The following is a 14,726-nucleotide window of genomic DNA, read 5'->3' on the forward strand; positions in this document are numbered from 1 at the left end:
TCGTCCGGCGGGCTGGCCCCAGGGTCTCAGGGTCCGTACGGCGGCGGTCAGGCCCTCAGCCGCGACCGGAGCCAGGCGAAGGCGGCGGCGAGCCCGGCGAAGCCCCCGACGGCGAGCTTGATACCGGCCTTGGCGACGATCCAGCCGACCCAGGGGACGCTCCAGCCCAGCCAGTGGAAGACGGCCAGCAGGACGACGGCGCCGCAGAGGGCGGCGAGCACCGTGACGGCCACGGCGGCGGCCCGCGAGAGCTCTCGTGGGCCGTCGCCCGTCGTGTCCTGCGACTGGTCGCCCGTCAGCTGCTTCGTGTCCCCATCACCCATGGGGATCATCCTACGGATTCCTCACCGGCTTCCTCACCGGCGGGCGCGATGGGTGTCGCCGAGGTGCTCGCCGGTCTCGTCGTCGGGGAAGCTGACGGCGAGGGTGACGCGGTACTCGTCCACGTCCTCGCGGTGCCCCGGCACCCGGGCCCAGGCCAGCGAGTGCACCTCGGCCCCGGGGGCCTGCCGGCACCAGGCGGCGGCCTCCTCCAGTACGCGGGCGGCCGAACGCCCGGTGCACACCACGGCGGTGTACGCGGCGACGGCGAGGTCCCCACCGCTGCGGGCGACCCGCGAGACCGCCCGGACGGCGGCCGCGGCCTGGGTCAGGTCGCGGGCCAGGTCGTCGACCACCCGAGGGGGGGCCGGCAGGACGACCGCTCCCTCGGCGACGGTCTCGGGCAGGTTCGCGCTCACAGTCCGGGCCTCCATCCGCATGGTCACGGGGCACAGCATGCCGGGCGGAGATTCCTGGCATGCCCTTTTCACCAGAACGTCACCCGTCCAGGGGCGAGTTGGGGCCGCCCCCTGGCGTCCGCACGCCCGCCCTGGTAGGGAAACGCCCGCCCGACGGCAGGCATCCACGCAGGTCAGGAGGGTCGACGGCGGGCGCCGCCGGGGAGCCCGGAACGACGCGCACGCACCACCCCCGCGCCCCGGACCGCCGGTCCGGGCCCCTGCACGCCCGGCCCACCACCGGCACGCCCCCGGTCAACTCCCTTGGCAGAAAGGGGAGATGCCGCCGACACCCGACCCGGACACCCCTCCGGCGCCGCCACCGGGTCGGCGGACGGAACCTGCGGGGGACGCGCGCGCACGCCAACTCGCTTACCCGGCAGGGCCGTCGGCCCGCCCGGCCGCGGCGCGGATCCGGCCCCGACCCGAGCCCGAGCGACAGTTCCCCCGCCCCTGGTGACGTGCGGCTTGTGACGCCGGTGCCGGGCCGGGGCAACCTCCGGCCACCCCTGTCGCGTCAGATCGTCGTGATACTAATCGTTGCGACTGTGGGAGCCGCCGGCCGGCGGCAGGCACGATGACGGCGGTTCATCCGTTCCGGGAGGGCCGGGACGGCTACGGGGAGGGGCACGGTATGACGGCGAGGTTCGGCAAGGTGCAGGGCGGGCGCGGGCTGCGGCTCGGCAAGCGGGTCACGGGGACGGCTGCGGCCTTCACCGCACTCGCCGCGCTGACGGGCTCCCAGGTGACGGGCTTCGGGCTCGCCCCGGTCGCGGCCGCCGACGCCGTGACGGCGCCGGACACCGCCGGCTCACCGGCCGGTGGCGGCCCGACCGCCGGCGCCGGCAGCACCTTCGGCACCGGCCTCCCGGCCGACGGCGGCGGCACCGTCCAACTGCCGCAGCCGCCCGGCACGGTGCCCGGCGCGCCCACCGCCGGCCCCTTCGCCGCCACCGGCCCGGCCCTGCCCGCGACCGTGCTCGCCGCCTACCGCCAGGCCGAGGCCTCGGCCGCGCAGCGCTCGCCCGGCTGCCACCTGCCGTGGCAACTGCTGGCCGCGATCGGCCAGGTCGAGTCCGGCCAGGCCAACGGCGGCCAGGTGGACGCGGCGGGGACGACCCTCACCCCGATCCTCGGACCGGCCCTGGACGGCAACGGCTTCGCCGCGATACCCGACAGCGACGGCGGGCGCTACGACGGCGACGCGCGCTGGGACCGCGCCGTCGGACCGATGCAGTTCATCCCCTCCACCTGGGCGACCTGGGGCACGGACGCCAACGGCGACGGCAAGGCCGACCCGAACAACATCTTCGACGCCGCCGAGAGCGCCGCCCGCTACCTGTGCGCGGGCGGGCGCGACCTCGCCGACCCGGCGCAGCTCGACCGGGCGATCCTCAGCTACAACAACTCGGGCGAGTACCTGCGGACGGTCCGCAACTGGATGGCGCACTACGGCAGCGGCACCGTCACCACCGTGCCGAACCGCCCGGCCTCCTCGACCCCGCCGGCCTCGCTGCCCTCCCCGCTCCTGCCGCTCGTGCCGCTGCTGCCCCCGACCGGGACGACGCCGGGCGCCACCGCCGGGACGCCAAGCGCCCCCGCGACCACCCCGACCCCGGGCGGGCAGCCCTCACCGAGCGCGCAGCCGACCTCGCCGGCCCCGACGCAGTCGTCCTCCGCGCAGCCGACGACGGATCCGAGCACCACCCCGACGGGCACGCCCAGCAGCACGCCGCCGTCGACCCCGCCGGCCACGCCGTCCGGCACGCCGTCGACCACTCCGTCGGGCACCCCGTCCGGAACGCCGACCGGAACGCCGACCGGCACCCCCACCACGACGCCGACCACGACGCCGACCGGAACGCCCACCGGCTGCCCGAGCCCGACGGCCACGGCCACGACCACCCCGACGGGCAGCCCGTCCCCGACGGCCACCCCGACCGGAACGCCGACCGGCACCCCGGCCACCCCCGGATGCGCCACGGCGACGCCGACCCCCGGCGGCACCCCCACCCCGGGCGGCACCCCCTCCTCCGCCGCCCCGAGCACGACCCCCAGCGCGGGCCTCTCCCCCTCGGCCGCCCCGCCGACCCGCTGACACCGCCTCATCCGCCGACGGCCCGCACCCCTGGTGCGGGCCGTCCGCGTTCCCCGCCCCGCCCGCTACGCTCCCGAGACCGAGACCGAGACCGAGACTGAGGCCGAGCCCTACGCCGGATCCGACCCGGCCCCGGCGCCGGCCCCGGCCCCCGGCAGCGCCCCCGGCCCCAGCCCCTCCCGGTGCACCCGCCACCGCGCGAGCATGCCGTGCAGTTCGTCCACCATGAACGCGAAGAAGGCCGCGCTCTCCCCCAGCCGCGCCCCCGCGACGGTGCCCGCGCCGACGGTGGCCTCGCCGTCCCTGAGCACCCGCACCCAGCGCAGCAGGTACTCGTCGCGCCGGGTCAGCGACTCGAACCAGACGTCGTTCAGCACCCGGTAGCGGTCGCGCCGCGAGCCCGGCTCGCGTTCCTTGGCGGCCAGGCCGATCTGGATGAGGTAGCGCATCCCGCCGGACACCGCGGCCGGGCTGATCCGCAGCCGTTCGGAGAGCTCGGCGGAGGTCAGCACGCCGCTCTCCTCGGCCATCAGGCAGGAGAAGAGCCGGGACGGCATCCGGCCCATGCCCGCGGACGCCAGCTCGGCCGCGAACCGTTCGACGAAGTCCGACACCGCCTGCTCGTCGCGCCCCTGCTCCGCTTCCCGCTCCACCACGCGCGCCTTCCCCTCTCCGGTGATCAACAACTCGACTGAACTTTAACGCCTTCCCAATATTCACGTTTTTCTGAAACTACGGTAGCTTCAGCATCATGACGAAGGCAATCACCCTGACCGGCCTGCGCAAGACCTTCGGCCGGACCACCGCGCTGGACGGCCTCGACCTCACCGTCGAGACCGGCGAGGTGCACGGATTCCTGGGGCCCAACGGCGCCGGGAAGTCCACCGCCATCCGGGTGCTCCTCGGTCTGCTGCGCGCCGACGGCGGCAGCGCCCGACTGCTCGGCAAGGACCCCTGGCACGACGCCGTCGAACTGCACCGCCGCCTCGCCTACGTCCCCGGCGACGTCGAACTGTGGCCCAACCTCACCGGCGGCGAGGCCATCGACCTGCTCTCCCGGCTGCGCGGCCGGCTCGACCGCCGCCGCCGCGACGAGCTGATCGAGCGCTTCGACCTCGACCCCACCAAGAAGGGCCGCAGCTACTCCAAGGGCAACCGGCAGAAGGTCGCCATCGTCGCCGCGCTCGCCTCCGACGCCGAACTGCTGCTGCTCGACGAGCCGACCTCCGGCCTCGACCCGCTGATGGAGGTGGTCTTCCAGGACGTCGTCCTCCAGGCCCGGCGGCAGGGGCGGACCGTCCTGCTGTCCAGCCACATCCTGGACGAGGTGGAGAAGCTCGGCGACCGGGTCAGCATCATCCGCCACGGCCGGGTGGTGCAGACCGGCAGCCTCGGCGAACTGCGCCACCTCACCCGCACCACGGTCGAGGCCGAGACCCACCGCCCCGTCACCGGACTGGAGACGCTGGAGGGCGTGCACGCCGTCCGCACCGAGGGCGCCCGGGTGCACTTCGCCGTGGACGGCGCCCACCTGGACGCCGCCATCCGCCGCCTCGGCGAGGCCGGACTGCGCAGCCTGGTCAGCCATCCGCCCACGCTGGAGGAGCTGATGCTGCGCCACTACGGCGACGAGCTGGCCGCCAACGGGCACCCGCTCGACGGCGAGGCCGCCCGATGACCGCCACCACCACCGCGACCAGCGCGCCCGCCACGGCCCCGCGCCCACCCCGCCCGCACACCACCCTGGCCGGTACCATCACGCTGCTCCGCTTCGCCCTGCGCCGCGACCGGCTCCGCCTCCCCGCCTGGGTGCTCGGCCTCGGCCTGCTCACCCTCGCCAGCGCCAACAGCGTGCACACCCTCTACCCGACCGCCGCCGACCGCGCCTCGATCGCCCACGCCTCCGCCGGCTCAGCCGTCCTCGCCATGACCGGCCCCGGGCACTACCTGGCCGACTACACCTGGGGCGCCATGCTCGGCCACCGGCTGCTCGGCCTGCTGGCGGTGCTGGCCGGGCTGATGAGCGTGCTGACCGTCACCCGGCACACCCGGGCCGAGGAGGAGAGCGGGCGGGCCGAGCTGGTCCGCTCCGCCGCCGTCGGCCGACACGCCCAGCTCGCGGCCGCCCTGGGCGCCGCCGCCGTCGCCGACCTCGCGCTCGGCCTGCTGCTCGCCGCCGGGCTGCCCGCCCTCGGCGTCCCCGGGCTCGGCACCGGCGGCGCGCTGCTGTTCGGGGCCGCGACCACCGCCGCCGGACTGCTGTTCGCGGCGGTCGCCGCCGTCGCCGTCCAGGTCACCGCGCACGCCCGGACGGCCTCCGGGCTGACCCTCACGGTGCTCGGCGCCGCCTACGCGGTGCGCGCGGCCGGGGACGCCGGGTCGAACGGGCTCTCCTGGGCCTCCCCGATCGGCTGGCTCCAGCGCAGCTACCCCTTCGTGGACGACCGCTGGTGGCCGCTGCTGCCCGCGCTCGCCCTGACCGTCGTCACCGGCGCGGCCGGCTTCGCGCTGAGCACCCGCCGGGACGTGGGCGCCGGCCTGCGCGCCGCCCGTCCGGGGCCGCCCACCGCGCGCCCCGCCCTCGGCACCCCGCTCGGCCTCGCCCTGCGCCTGCACCGCGGCCTGCTGGGCGGCTTCGCGGTCGCGCTGCTGCTGCTCGGCGCGATGTACGGGTCACTGCTGGGCGGCGCCGACGCGATGGTCAAGGACGTCGACCAGCTGAAGGAGGCCCTCGCCCGGCTCGGCGGCCGCTCGCTCACCGACTCCTTCGCCGCGATGACCCTGCTGGTGGTGGCGGTGGTCGGCGCGGTCTACGCGGTGCTGGCGACGCTGCGCCCGCGCGCCGAGGAGAGCGCCGGGCGGGCCGAGCCGGTGCTGGCCACCGGGGTGTCCCGGTCCGGCTGGCTGGGCGGGCACCTGGCGGCGGCGCTGCTGGGCTCGACCGCGGTGCTGCTCGCGGCGGGGGTGGGCTTCGGCCTGGCCGGGGCGCTGTCCACCGGTGACGCCGGCGCGTTCCCGCGACTGCTCGGCGCGGCCCTGGCGTTCGCGCCCGCCCAGTGGGTGACGGTGGGTTTCGCCGCCGCCGTGTACGGCTGGCTGCCCCGGGCGACGCAGCTGGCCTGGCTGGTGCCGGCGTACGCGTTCGTGATCGGGTACCTGGGCCCGCTGCTGAAGCTCCCGGCAGGGCTGGACCGGCTCTCCCCGTTCGGGCAGGTGCCCCGGCTCCCGGCAGCCGCCATGGACTGGACGCCGCTCGCGGCGCTCACCCTGGTCGCGGCCGCCCTGATCGCCCTGGCGCTGGCCGGGTTCCGGCGCCGCGACCTGGAAGTGCACTGACATCGAGGCCCGCGACGGGGCCGGCCGCGGCGGGCCGGCCCCGGACCGGGTCACAGGTGCTTGACCAGCTCCGGCATCAGGTCCTGGAAGGTCCGCCCGCTGGCCGGCTGCCCGATCGCGGTCATCTGCCAACCGGTGGGCGTGCGCTGCACCTTGGCCATGATCTGCGCGGTGTACGGGCCGCCCCCGGTGAGCGTGTACCGGGCCAGTTCGGCGCCGGTCTGCTCGTCGACCAGCCGGCAGAAGGCCGCCTCGACCTCCTGGAAGGTCTGGCCGGTGAAGGAGTTGACGGTGAAGAGGATCTGGTCGACCTCGGCGGCCATCTTGGTCAGGTCGACGGTGATCGACTCGTCGTCGGTCGCGTCGCCCGCGCCGCCGACCAGGTTGTCGCCGCTGTGCCGGACGGAACCGTCATTGCTGTTGAGGTGCTGGAAGAAGACCACGTCCACCGGCCGCCCCTGGGAGAACAGCACCGCCGAGGCGTCCAGGTCGATCTCCCGACCGGCGGCCAGCAGCTTGGCGAAGAAGCCCTTGGGCTGCGCGGCCTTCCAGCCCAGGCCCATCCGGACCACACTCAGCTGACCGCCGCCCGGCTTCTCCAGGCTGATCTTCTGCCCCTTGGCCAGCGAAACGCTCATCGTGCCCTCCTCGTCCCTGCCGCCGCTCCGTGCCGTGAATCTACAGCACTGTCGAACTTCTATGATCATCCGACCGGCGCGCTCCCAGCACCCCTACCCCGCGCTCCCCCCGCCGTCACCACCGGGGGCGGTCTGCACACTGTCAAGCGCCCCGGGGAGGAGCTTGCGCGGGGCGGGCGCGCAATCCGGCTCGGTCAACCTGGCAACCGGCGATCCGACGTCTGGCGTAGCCGCGAACAGGGGCCGAACAGGCGGGCGGCACGCGGTCTAGGGTCGGCTCGGAGGCGCCGCCGACCGGGAGAACGGCCGCCGACGCACCGAGCGTTCCGCGCACGTTCCCGTGATCCGCCAACCCACGCTGGGGGGACCACCATGTCCGAGCACGAAGGAACACCGCCCGCACCCGCCACCGCCGCCACCACCTCGCGCCTCGGCCGCCGCCGCCTGCTGCGGGCCGGCCTGGGCACCGGCGGGGCGCTCGCCGCCGTCCGCCTGCTGCCCGGCGGCCAGGCCTGGGCCGCCACCCCGGAGCCCGCGCCCGTACCGGAGTCCGCGCCCGTACCGGAGTCCGCGCCCGCACCCGCACCCCTCCCGGGCACCGCCGCCACGGCGCAGCCCTGGCCGGACTGGGCCCGGTTCGCCCGCGTCGGCGACGGCACCTTCAACGAGCCCGCCGACATGCAGAGCGCCGTCGACGCCCTGAAGGCGCAGAACGTCAGCGTCATCGAACTCGACACCCTGCTCTCCAACTGGCTCACCGACGCCGAGTTCGCGGCCCACATGGCCGAGGTGAAGACCTTCACCGGCCTGGCGCACGCCGCCGGCCTCAAGGTCGTCATGTACTACCCCTCCCTGGAGCTGATCTCCCCCGGCGGCGAGAAGGGCCGCTCGTTCTACAAGAACGACCAGGGCGGCGCCTGGGTGCAGCGCGACCTCGCCGGAAAGCCCAACGTGTTCTACGGCAGCGTGGTGGTCTGGGTCGACCCGGGCGACGAGAGCGTCTGGCTCAGCCCCAACTCGCCCTGGCGGGACTACTACCTCAAGCGGATCAAGGGCGTGGCCGCCACCGGTGTGGACGGCATCTGGCCGGACGTCCCGATCTACTTCGACGGCGTGCTCTCCTGGTGCGACGCCTCCACCTGGGGCGCGGCCGCCTTCAAGGCCGACACCGGCCTCGCCCTGCCCAAGGCCGCCGACTTCGCCGACCCGGTGTTCCGCCGCTACGTCGAATGGCGCCACCGCAACCTGCTCCAGTTCCAGCTCGACATCGCCGCCGCCGGGCGCGCGGTCAACCCCGACCTGGTCACCTTCGTCGAGACCGTCTCGATGGACTACCGCTACGCCACCTCGATCGGCCTGGACGGCGGCTACCTGCGCCAGGCCGAGGGCGCCGTCAGCCAGGTCTGGGAGGTGGACATCCTCGGCAACTACGACGGCATGCGGCACGCCACCGCCTCCGACTGGGTCTGTCTCATCTCGATGTACAAGTACGCGCGCGGCGCCAGCGGCACCAAGCCCGCCTGGGCGTTCTCCTACGGCTGGCAGGCCGACGACGCCTCGCTGGTGATGTCCCAGCTGATCGCGGCCGGCTGCAACCCCTACGAGGTGAAGACGCCGTACAAGAACGACACCGTGGACGCGGCGATGCGCGCCCGGATGTACCGCTTCGTCCAGACCAACCAGGAGCGGCTCTACAACGCCGCCTCGACCGCCCAGGTCGGCGTCTACCACTCCAGCCCGTCCCGGGACTACGTCAGCCCGGGCGCGGGCATCGGGATGTACGTCAACGCGACCGCGCCGGCCGGGATCGCCGACTGGTGGGGCGGCGACGACCCGGAGCAGAGCTGCGCCTCCGTCCCCTGGCTGGGCGAGTTCCGGGGCGCGGTGAAGGCGCTGGTGTACGCGCACATCCCGTTCGACACGGTGCCCAGCCCCGGCCTGGCCGCCGCCGACCTGGCCCGGTTCAAGGTGCTGCTGCTGCCCGACCTCCAGGCGGTCTCGGACGCCGAGGCGGCCGTGCTGCGGGGCTTCGTCGCGGCCGGCGGGACGATCGTGATCACCGGCCCGGCGCCCACCGCGCTCGACGAACTAGGCGGCCAGCGAACCGAGTTCGCCCTCTCCGACGTGCTCGGGCTGCGCCGCGGAAGCCCGCTGCCGGCCGCCAAGCAGAACGCCTACGGCAGCGGCACCTGCTGGTACGTCCGCAACCGGGCCGGGCTCAGCTACCTCACCAAGACCGACCAGGCCTCGGCCGACCAACTGCTCGCCCCCGTCCGCCAGTCCGCACCGCCCGCCGTCACCCTGGCCGGGGACCGCCGGATCTTCCTGGACGCGCGGCGGCTCGGCAACGACACCGTCGTCCACCTGGTGAACTTCACCAACTTCGGCGACACCCCGGCGGCCTTCCGCACCACGCCCGCCAACTGCACGCTCTCCTACGCCCTCCCCGCCGGCGCCGCCGTCACGGCCGTCACCGTCGCCACCCCGGACGGCACCGACCCGACGCCCAAGCCCGTCCCGTACACCGTCACGGGAGCGGCGGGCAGCGTGCCGCTGACCGTCGTGCAGTACTCGGTCGTGACGGTGACGGTGGCGGCGAGCTAGAGCGCGGGCGCGGGGATGCGCCAGAGGGCGGCGGGGTTGGCCTCGCCGCCCGCGGCGGACTCGAAGGCGATCCACTTCCCGTCCGGGGACCAGCTCGGCGCGCCGTCGTACGAGCCGTCGTCGCCGGTCACCCGGACGGGGCGGCCGCCGTCGGCCGCGACCACGAAGACCTGGGCGTTCGGCAGGTCGCCGAGGTTGGAGGAGAACACCAGGTACCGGCCGTCCGGGGACCAGGTGGGATCGGTGTGCTCGCCCGGCACGTCGGTGACCTGGCGCAGGCCGGTGCCGTCCGCGCCGACCGTCCACAGCGCCCAGTTCTCACTGCCGGCGGCACGCCGCTGGAAGACGATCCGGTCGCCCCGGGGCGACCAGTTCGGCTGCCGGTTGTCGGTGCCGGTGCCCTTGCCGTCGACCAGCCGGACCGGAGGGCCGCCGTCGCGGCGGACCTTCCAGAGCGAGTCCTGTTCGGCGTCGTCGCCGTGCACGGCGGCGTGTTCCGGCTCCCAGCTCTGCTGGAAGACGATCCAGGCGCCGTCCGGGGAGAAGCTCGGCTCGCTGTAGCCGCTGCCGTCCTCGTGCCGGGTGACCCGCTCGGGGCTGCCGCCGGGTGTCATCAGCCAGACCTCGTCGTGGCCGGACTCCCGGTCGGTGGCGAAGGTGAAGGCGCCGGTGGCGGCGTTCCAGCTGGTGCCCGGGAGGTTGACGGCGGCCTTGTCGGGATCCTCCAGGACCTTCTGCGGCGTGCGGGCGCCGTCCAGCGGCAGCACCCCGAGGGCGGCGGCGCCCTTGTTGTAGCCCTCGCTGAACTCGGTCAGCAGCACCGAGCGGCCGTCCGGGGCGAAGGCGGGGTTCTGGGCGCTGCGACCGGCCTCGGCCCGGTAGAGCAGTTCGGCACCGTCGGCCCGGCGCTCTCCCCCGGTCGGCGGCGCGCCGCTGGCCCGGGTCGGCCGGGGCTGCGGCCCGCCCTCGGAGCCGGATTCGGCGCAGCCGGACAGCAGCAGCGCCGCGACGGCCGCGGCGACGAAGAACGTGCGAGTCCTCATGACTCACAAGCTAGTTGACACTTCGTCACATTGCGTACGCCGGCAGGCGGATCAGGCGTCGCCGTCCAGCAGGTGCTGGCGGACCTCCTGGAAGGTCCAGGCCCCGCCGGCCGGGCGGGCGAACACCCAGACCAGGTCGAAGCGGTCCGGCCAGGTGGCGGGCGCGCCGCTGCCGGCGGCGCCGAGCGCCTCGACGATCCGCGGGATCCGCGAGTGCTCCCAGCAGATCAGCACCGGCTGGGGCCCGGCCAGGGCGGCGCCGGCCAGCGCCGTCTCCTGGGACTCGGCGTACCCGGTGTCGACGGTCAGCCCGAGCTTGGCGGCCAGCGGGGTGACAGTCTGCCGCATCCGGTGCGCCCCGGCCAGCGGGCCCTGGTCGGTGGCGGCGAGGATCCGGGCGGGGGTGCGCAGGCCGGGGGCGGGCGGGGCGAACAGGGTGGGCAGCGCCCGGGCGCGGGACCAGCCGCGCTCGGTCAGGGACTTGCCGTCGTGGCCGCCGTTCTCGTCCAGTCCCGGGTGGCCGCCGTCCGGCTTCTCGCCGTGCCGGATGATCATCACCAGGGCCTCGCCGCCCGCGTCGCTCGCCCTGGCCGCGGCGGCCTCCTTGCCCGCCTTCTTGCCGGCCTTGCCGGAGGAGGCCGAGCAGCCCGCCAGCAGCACCGGAGCGGCGATCGCCAGGCCGGTGAGCAGGGTGCGCCGGGCCGGCCGAGCCGCCACTCGGTTCTCCATCACTCGGCCTCCCCTCACCTGGCCCCCCGCCACCTGGTCTCCCACCACTCGGCGCCCCGTCATCACTCGGCACCCCGCTCCAGGCGCACCAGCGCGTCGACCGCGACGCCGTCGCCCTCGCCCTTGTGCCCGGGCTCCGGGCCGACCGTCCGGTGCACCCGTTCGGCCCGGACGGTGCGCAGGCCACGGTCGGCGAGGTCGGCGAGGACGTCCTCCGGGGTGAACAGCACGGCCGGGTCCTGCGGGCCGCCGACGCCCTCGGTGAGGTTGCTCAGGTCGTGCCCGACCACCAGCAGGGTGCCGCCGGGAGCGAGCGCGGCGGCGGCGCGGCGCAGCGCGGTCCGCCGGTCCTGGGCGGGGACTTGGAGGTAGACGACCAGGATCAGGTCGTAGCCGGCGGCGGGGGCCTCAAAGGTGCGGGCGTCGCCGTGCCGCCAGGTGAGCCGGTCGGCGACCTCGTCGGGCAGGTCGGCGGTGAGCCGCTCGGCGCGTTCCAGGGCGACGGCGGAGTAGTCCAGCCCGGTGACCTCCCAGCCCCGGCCGGCCAGCCAGATGGCGTTGCGGCCTTCGCCGGCGGCCAGGTCGAGGGCGTGGCCGGGGGCGTGGGCCGGGGTGAGGCCGGCCAGTTCGCGGACCACCCAGCGGTTGGGCTCGGCGCCCCACACCAGCTCGGTCGCGGCGTAGCGGTCGTCCCAGTCCTGGCTGTCCATGGCGAGTCCTCCGTTCGGCGGGCCTGCTCCGCAGCGGTCAACCTACCGGGCCCGGGCGGCGGCGGCCCGGAACGGTCCAGCGGGCGGACACCCTTGACGGCGAATATTGGTCCAGTCCAATCTGTGATGTCGTGACGCGAGCGGGTCAGCCGGCCCGCCGCGCCCGCCGTCCGTACGTCGGCACGCTCCACCTGCCCGCGCGCCCCCACAGCGCCCGGGCGGCTCCCCCGGCCCACCCGGGCCACGCACCGCCGGAACCCCCACACATCCGGAGGACACACCGCATGCACGACCGCGTCATGCCCGCACGGCCCGCCCAGGCCGCCGGGCGCCGGACCGCTCCGCGCAGACGGGCCATGGCCCTGGCCCTCGCCGCCACGCTCAGCACCAGCGGCGCCGCCCTCGCCCTGACCCTCAGCCCCGCCTCGGCCGCCCCGGTGAACCTGCTGGCCAACGGCGACTTCGAGGCCGGCACCCTGACCGGCTGGACCTGCGCCAACGGCTCCGCCGTCACCACCCCGGTGCACGGCGGGAGTTACGCGCTCAGCGGCGCGGCCTCGGCCTCCGACACCGCGCAGTGCCAGCAGACCGTCACCGTCCAGCCGAACACCACGTACACCTTGTCCGGCTTCGTCCAGGGCAGCTACGTCTACCTCGGTGCCACCGGGACGGGCGTCAACTCCTCGGTCTGGACGCCCGGCGGCACCGGCTGGAACCAGCTGAGCACCACCTTCACCACCGGCGCCACCACCACCTCGGTGACGGTCTTCACCCACGGCTGGTACGGCACCGGCGCCTACTACGCCGACGACCTCAGCCTCACCGGCCCGGCCGGGCCCACCTCCACCGGCAGCCCCACCGCAAGCGGCAGTCCGACGGCCTCCGGAAGCCCCACCGCGTCCAGCAGCCCGACCGCGTCCGGCAGCCCCACCGCCTCGACCAGCCCCACCGCGAGCGGCAGCCCGACGGCCAGCGGCAGCCCCACCGGATCCGGCAGCCCGACCGCGACGGCCACCGCCAGCGGCCCGGCCGGGGACGGCAAGGTCACCACGCCCACCGGCGTCGCCGTCAGCAAGGTCACCGCGGGCGCCGTGGTGCTCACCTGGCAGCCCTCCACCCTGACCACCGGCGACGGCCCGATCGCCTACAAGGTGTGGTCCAACGGCCAGCTGGTCGCCACCTCGATGGGCACCTCCGTCGCCGTCAGCTCGCTGCTGCCCGGCAAGGCGTACACCTTCAGCGTCCAGGGCTACTCCGGCTCCCACGCCTCCGCCCAGTCCGCCGCGGTGAGCACCACGACGGCCGCCGCGCCCGCGCAACAGCCCGTCCGCTCGGCCTACTTCGACCAGTGGGGCGTCTACGAGAACGCGTACTACCCGAAGAACGTCGACACCAGCGGCGCCGCGGGCAAGCTGGACGTCATCCACTACGCGTTCGCCAACATCGACCCCACCAAGCTCACCTGCTTCCAGGCGGTGAAGGCCTCCGACTCGACCAACGAGAACAACCCCAACGCCGGTGACGGCGCGGGCGACGCCTACGCCGACTACCAGTCCGACTACAACTCCGGCACCAGCGTGGACGGCAGCAGCGACACCTGGGAGCAGCCGCTCAAGGGCAACTTCAACCAGCTGCGCCAGCTCAAGGCCAAGTACCCGAACCTGCGGTTCACCATCTCGATCGGCGGCTGGACGTACTCCAAGTACTTCTCCGACGCGGCCGCCACCGACGCCTCCCGGAAGACCTTCGTCTCCTCCTGCGTCGACATGTTCCTCAAGGGGAACCTGCCGACCGGCGTCGCGGGCGACGCCTCCGGCGGCGCGGCCACGGCGGCCGGCATCTTCGACGGCGTCGACCTCGACTGGGAGTACCCGGGCTCGGCCGGCGGCCACACCGGCAACCACTACTCCCCCGCCGACAAGCAGAACTTCACCCTCCTGCTCAAGGAGTTCCGCACCCAGCTGGACGCGCTCGGCTCCGCCCAGGGCAAGCGCTACCTGCTGTCCGCGGCCCTGCCCAGCGGCCAGGACAAGATCGCCCAGCTGGAGACCGACAAGATCGGCAACTACCTCGACTACGCCGACGTCATGTCCTACGACATGCACGGCGCCTGGGACGCCAAGGGCCCGACCAACCACCAGGACCCGCTGCACGACAGCCCGGCCGACCCGACCACGCCGATCACCCCCGGCACCCGCAAGTACAACGTGGACACCATGCTCGCCGCGTACACCACCGGCCTGCCCGAGTACGGCATCCCCGGCGGCTTCCCCGCCAACAAGCTGGTGCTCGGCATCCCGTTCTACTGGCGCGGCTGGACGGGCGTCCCGGCCGGCTCCAACTACGGCCTGTACCAGAGCGCGACCGGCCCCACGGCCGCCAAGCCGCTGAGCCAGGAGGCCGGACTGGCCGCCTGGAAGGAGCTCAACCCGACCGCCGCCACCACCCACTGGGACCCGGTCACCGAGAGCAGCTGGGTCTACGACGGCACCAACTTCTGGACCGGCGACACCCCGCAGGCCATCCAGGCGCGCGGGGCCTACACCAAGAGCAAGGGCCTCGGCGGTCTGTTCGCCTTCTCCCTGGAGAACGACGACGCCTCCGGCACGCTGCTCAACTCCATGGACGGCAGCCTGCGCTGACGCCCGGCACACCGGTGGGGGGGGGGGGGGGGTGTGGTGCCGGCGGGGGTGGGCTGGGGGGGGGTGGGGGGGGGGTGGGGGGCGGGGGTGGTCTCCCGGGCACGGGCCGTGTACCAGCCGGCGCCGAACGCGAGGATTCCGATCAGG

The 14,726-nt window shown here is 74.7% G+C and carries 12 protein-coding genes; 5 read left to right on the forward strand and 7 right to left on the reverse strand.

Annotated elements, in window-relative coordinates:
- Window positions 1-47: 47 nt before the first annotated feature.
- Together ACFVX9_RS35385 and ACFVX9_RS35390 are read right to left on the reverse strand one after the other, a co-directional pair.
- Window positions 48-323, reverse strand: coding sequence for a hypothetical protein (locus ACFVX9_RS35385; protein WP_380378763.1), 276 nt, complete (start codon window positions 321-323; stop codon window positions 48-50).
- A 33-nt stretch (window positions 324-356) separates the two neighbouring features.
- On the reverse strand, window positions 357-740 hold the full coding sequence (locus ACFVX9_RS35390) for a hypothetical protein (RefSeq protein ID WP_380378761.1): 384 nt from the start codon (window positions 738-740) through the stop codon (window positions 357-359).
- A gap of 673 nt (window positions 741-1,413) precedes the next feature.
- Between ACFVX9_RS35390 and ACFVX9_RS35395 the strand changes: the two genes are divergently transcribed.
- Window positions 1,414-2,877 carry a lytic transglycosylase domain-containing protein gene (locus tag ACFVX9_RS35395; protein WP_380378759.1) on the forward strand — a complete coding sequence of 488 codons (1,464 nt, stop codon included), beginning with the start codon at window positions 1,414-1,416 and terminating at the stop codon, window positions 2,875-2,877.
- 110 nt (window positions 2,878-2,987) lie between these two features.
- Here the strand turns inward: ACFVX9_RS35395 and ACFVX9_RS35400 are convergent, their stop codons facing one another.
- Window positions 2,988-3,533, reverse strand: a complete 546-nt coding sequence (locus ACFVX9_RS35400; protein WP_380482517.1) for a GbsR/MarR family transcriptional regulator — start codon at window positions 3,531-3,533, stop codon at window positions 2,988-2,990.
- Between the two features lie 95 nt (window positions 3,534-3,628).
- Here ACFVX9_RS35400 and ACFVX9_RS35405 point away from each other — a divergent pair, with 95 nt between their 5' ends.
- Both ACFVX9_RS35405 and ACFVX9_RS35410 read left to right on the forward strand, forming a co-directional pair.
- Window positions 3,629-4,555: an ABC transporter ATP-binding protein gene (locus ACFVX9_RS35405; protein WP_063350628.1), complete on the forward strand. Its 927-nt coding sequence runs from the start codon at window positions 3,629-3,631 to the stop codon at window positions 4,553-4,555.
- On the forward strand, window positions 4,552-6,213 hold the full coding sequence (locus tag ACFVX9_RS35410; protein ID WP_380482520.1) for an ABC transporter permease: 1,662 nt from the start codon (window positions 4,552-4,554) through the stop codon (window positions 6,211-6,213). The genes ACFVX9_RS35405 and ACFVX9_RS35410 overlap by 4 nt, the downstream gene beginning before the upstream one ends.
- A gap of 50 nt (window positions 6,214-6,263) precedes the next feature.
- Here ACFVX9_RS35410 and ACFVX9_RS35415 read toward each other — a convergent pair whose 3' ends face one another.
- Window positions 6,264-6,851, reverse strand: a complete 588-nt coding sequence (locus ACFVX9_RS35415; RefSeq protein WP_063350626.1) for a TerD family protein — start codon at window positions 6,849-6,851, stop codon at window positions 6,264-6,266.
- A 372-nt stretch (window positions 6,852-7,223) separates the two neighbouring features.
- On the opposite strand from ACFVX9_RS35415, the gene ACFVX9_RS35420 reads away from it, so the two are divergent.
- Complete coding sequence (locus ACFVX9_RS35420; RefSeq protein WP_387985893.1) at window positions 7,224-9,455, forward strand: hypothetical protein; 2,232 nt, start codon at window positions 7,224-7,226, stop codon at window positions 9,453-9,455.
- Here ACFVX9_RS35420 and ACFVX9_RS35425 read toward each other — a convergent pair.
- The 3 genes from ACFVX9_RS35425 to ACFVX9_RS35435 all read right to left on the reverse strand — a co-directional run bounded on the left by ACFVX9_RS35425 (window position 9,452) and on the right by ACFVX9_RS35435 (window position 11,937).
- Window positions 9,452-10,498 carry a hypothetical protein gene (locus ACFVX9_RS35425; RefSeq protein ID WP_387985896.1) on the reverse strand — a complete coding sequence of 349 codons (1,047 nt, stop codon included), beginning with the start codon at window positions 10,496-10,498 and terminating at the stop codon, window positions 9,452-9,454. The genes ACFVX9_RS35420 and ACFVX9_RS35425 overlap by 4 nt on opposite strands.
- A 51-nt stretch (window positions 10,499-10,549) precedes the next feature.
- Entirely contained in the window at window positions 10,550-11,227 is a 678-nt protein-coding gene (locus ACFVX9_RS35430; protein ID WP_380482526.1) for a hypothetical protein, read from the reverse strand.
- A 62-nt stretch (window positions 11,228-11,289) separates the two neighbouring features.
- On the reverse strand, window positions 11,290-11,937 hold the full coding sequence (locus ACFVX9_RS35435; RefSeq protein ID WP_380482528.1) for a class I SAM-dependent methyltransferase: 648 nt from the start codon (window positions 11,935-11,937) through the stop codon (window positions 11,290-11,292).
- Between the two features lie 284 nt (window positions 11,938-12,221).
- Here ACFVX9_RS35435 and ACFVX9_RS35440 point away from each other — a divergent pair, with 284 nt between their 5' ends.
- On the forward strand, window positions 12,222-14,579 hold the full coding sequence (locus ACFVX9_RS35440) for a glycosyl hydrolase family 18 protein (protein WP_387985901.1): 2,358 nt from the start codon (window positions 12,222-12,224) through the stop codon (window positions 14,577-14,579).
- Window positions 14,580-14,726: the final 147 nt, after the last annotated feature.

Source organism: Kitasatospora sp. NPDC058243, from assembly GCF_042882025.1.
In the GTDB taxonomy this organism is placed as follows: domain Bacteria; phylum Actinomycetota; class Actinomycetes; order Streptomycetales; family Streptomycetaceae; genus Kitasatospora.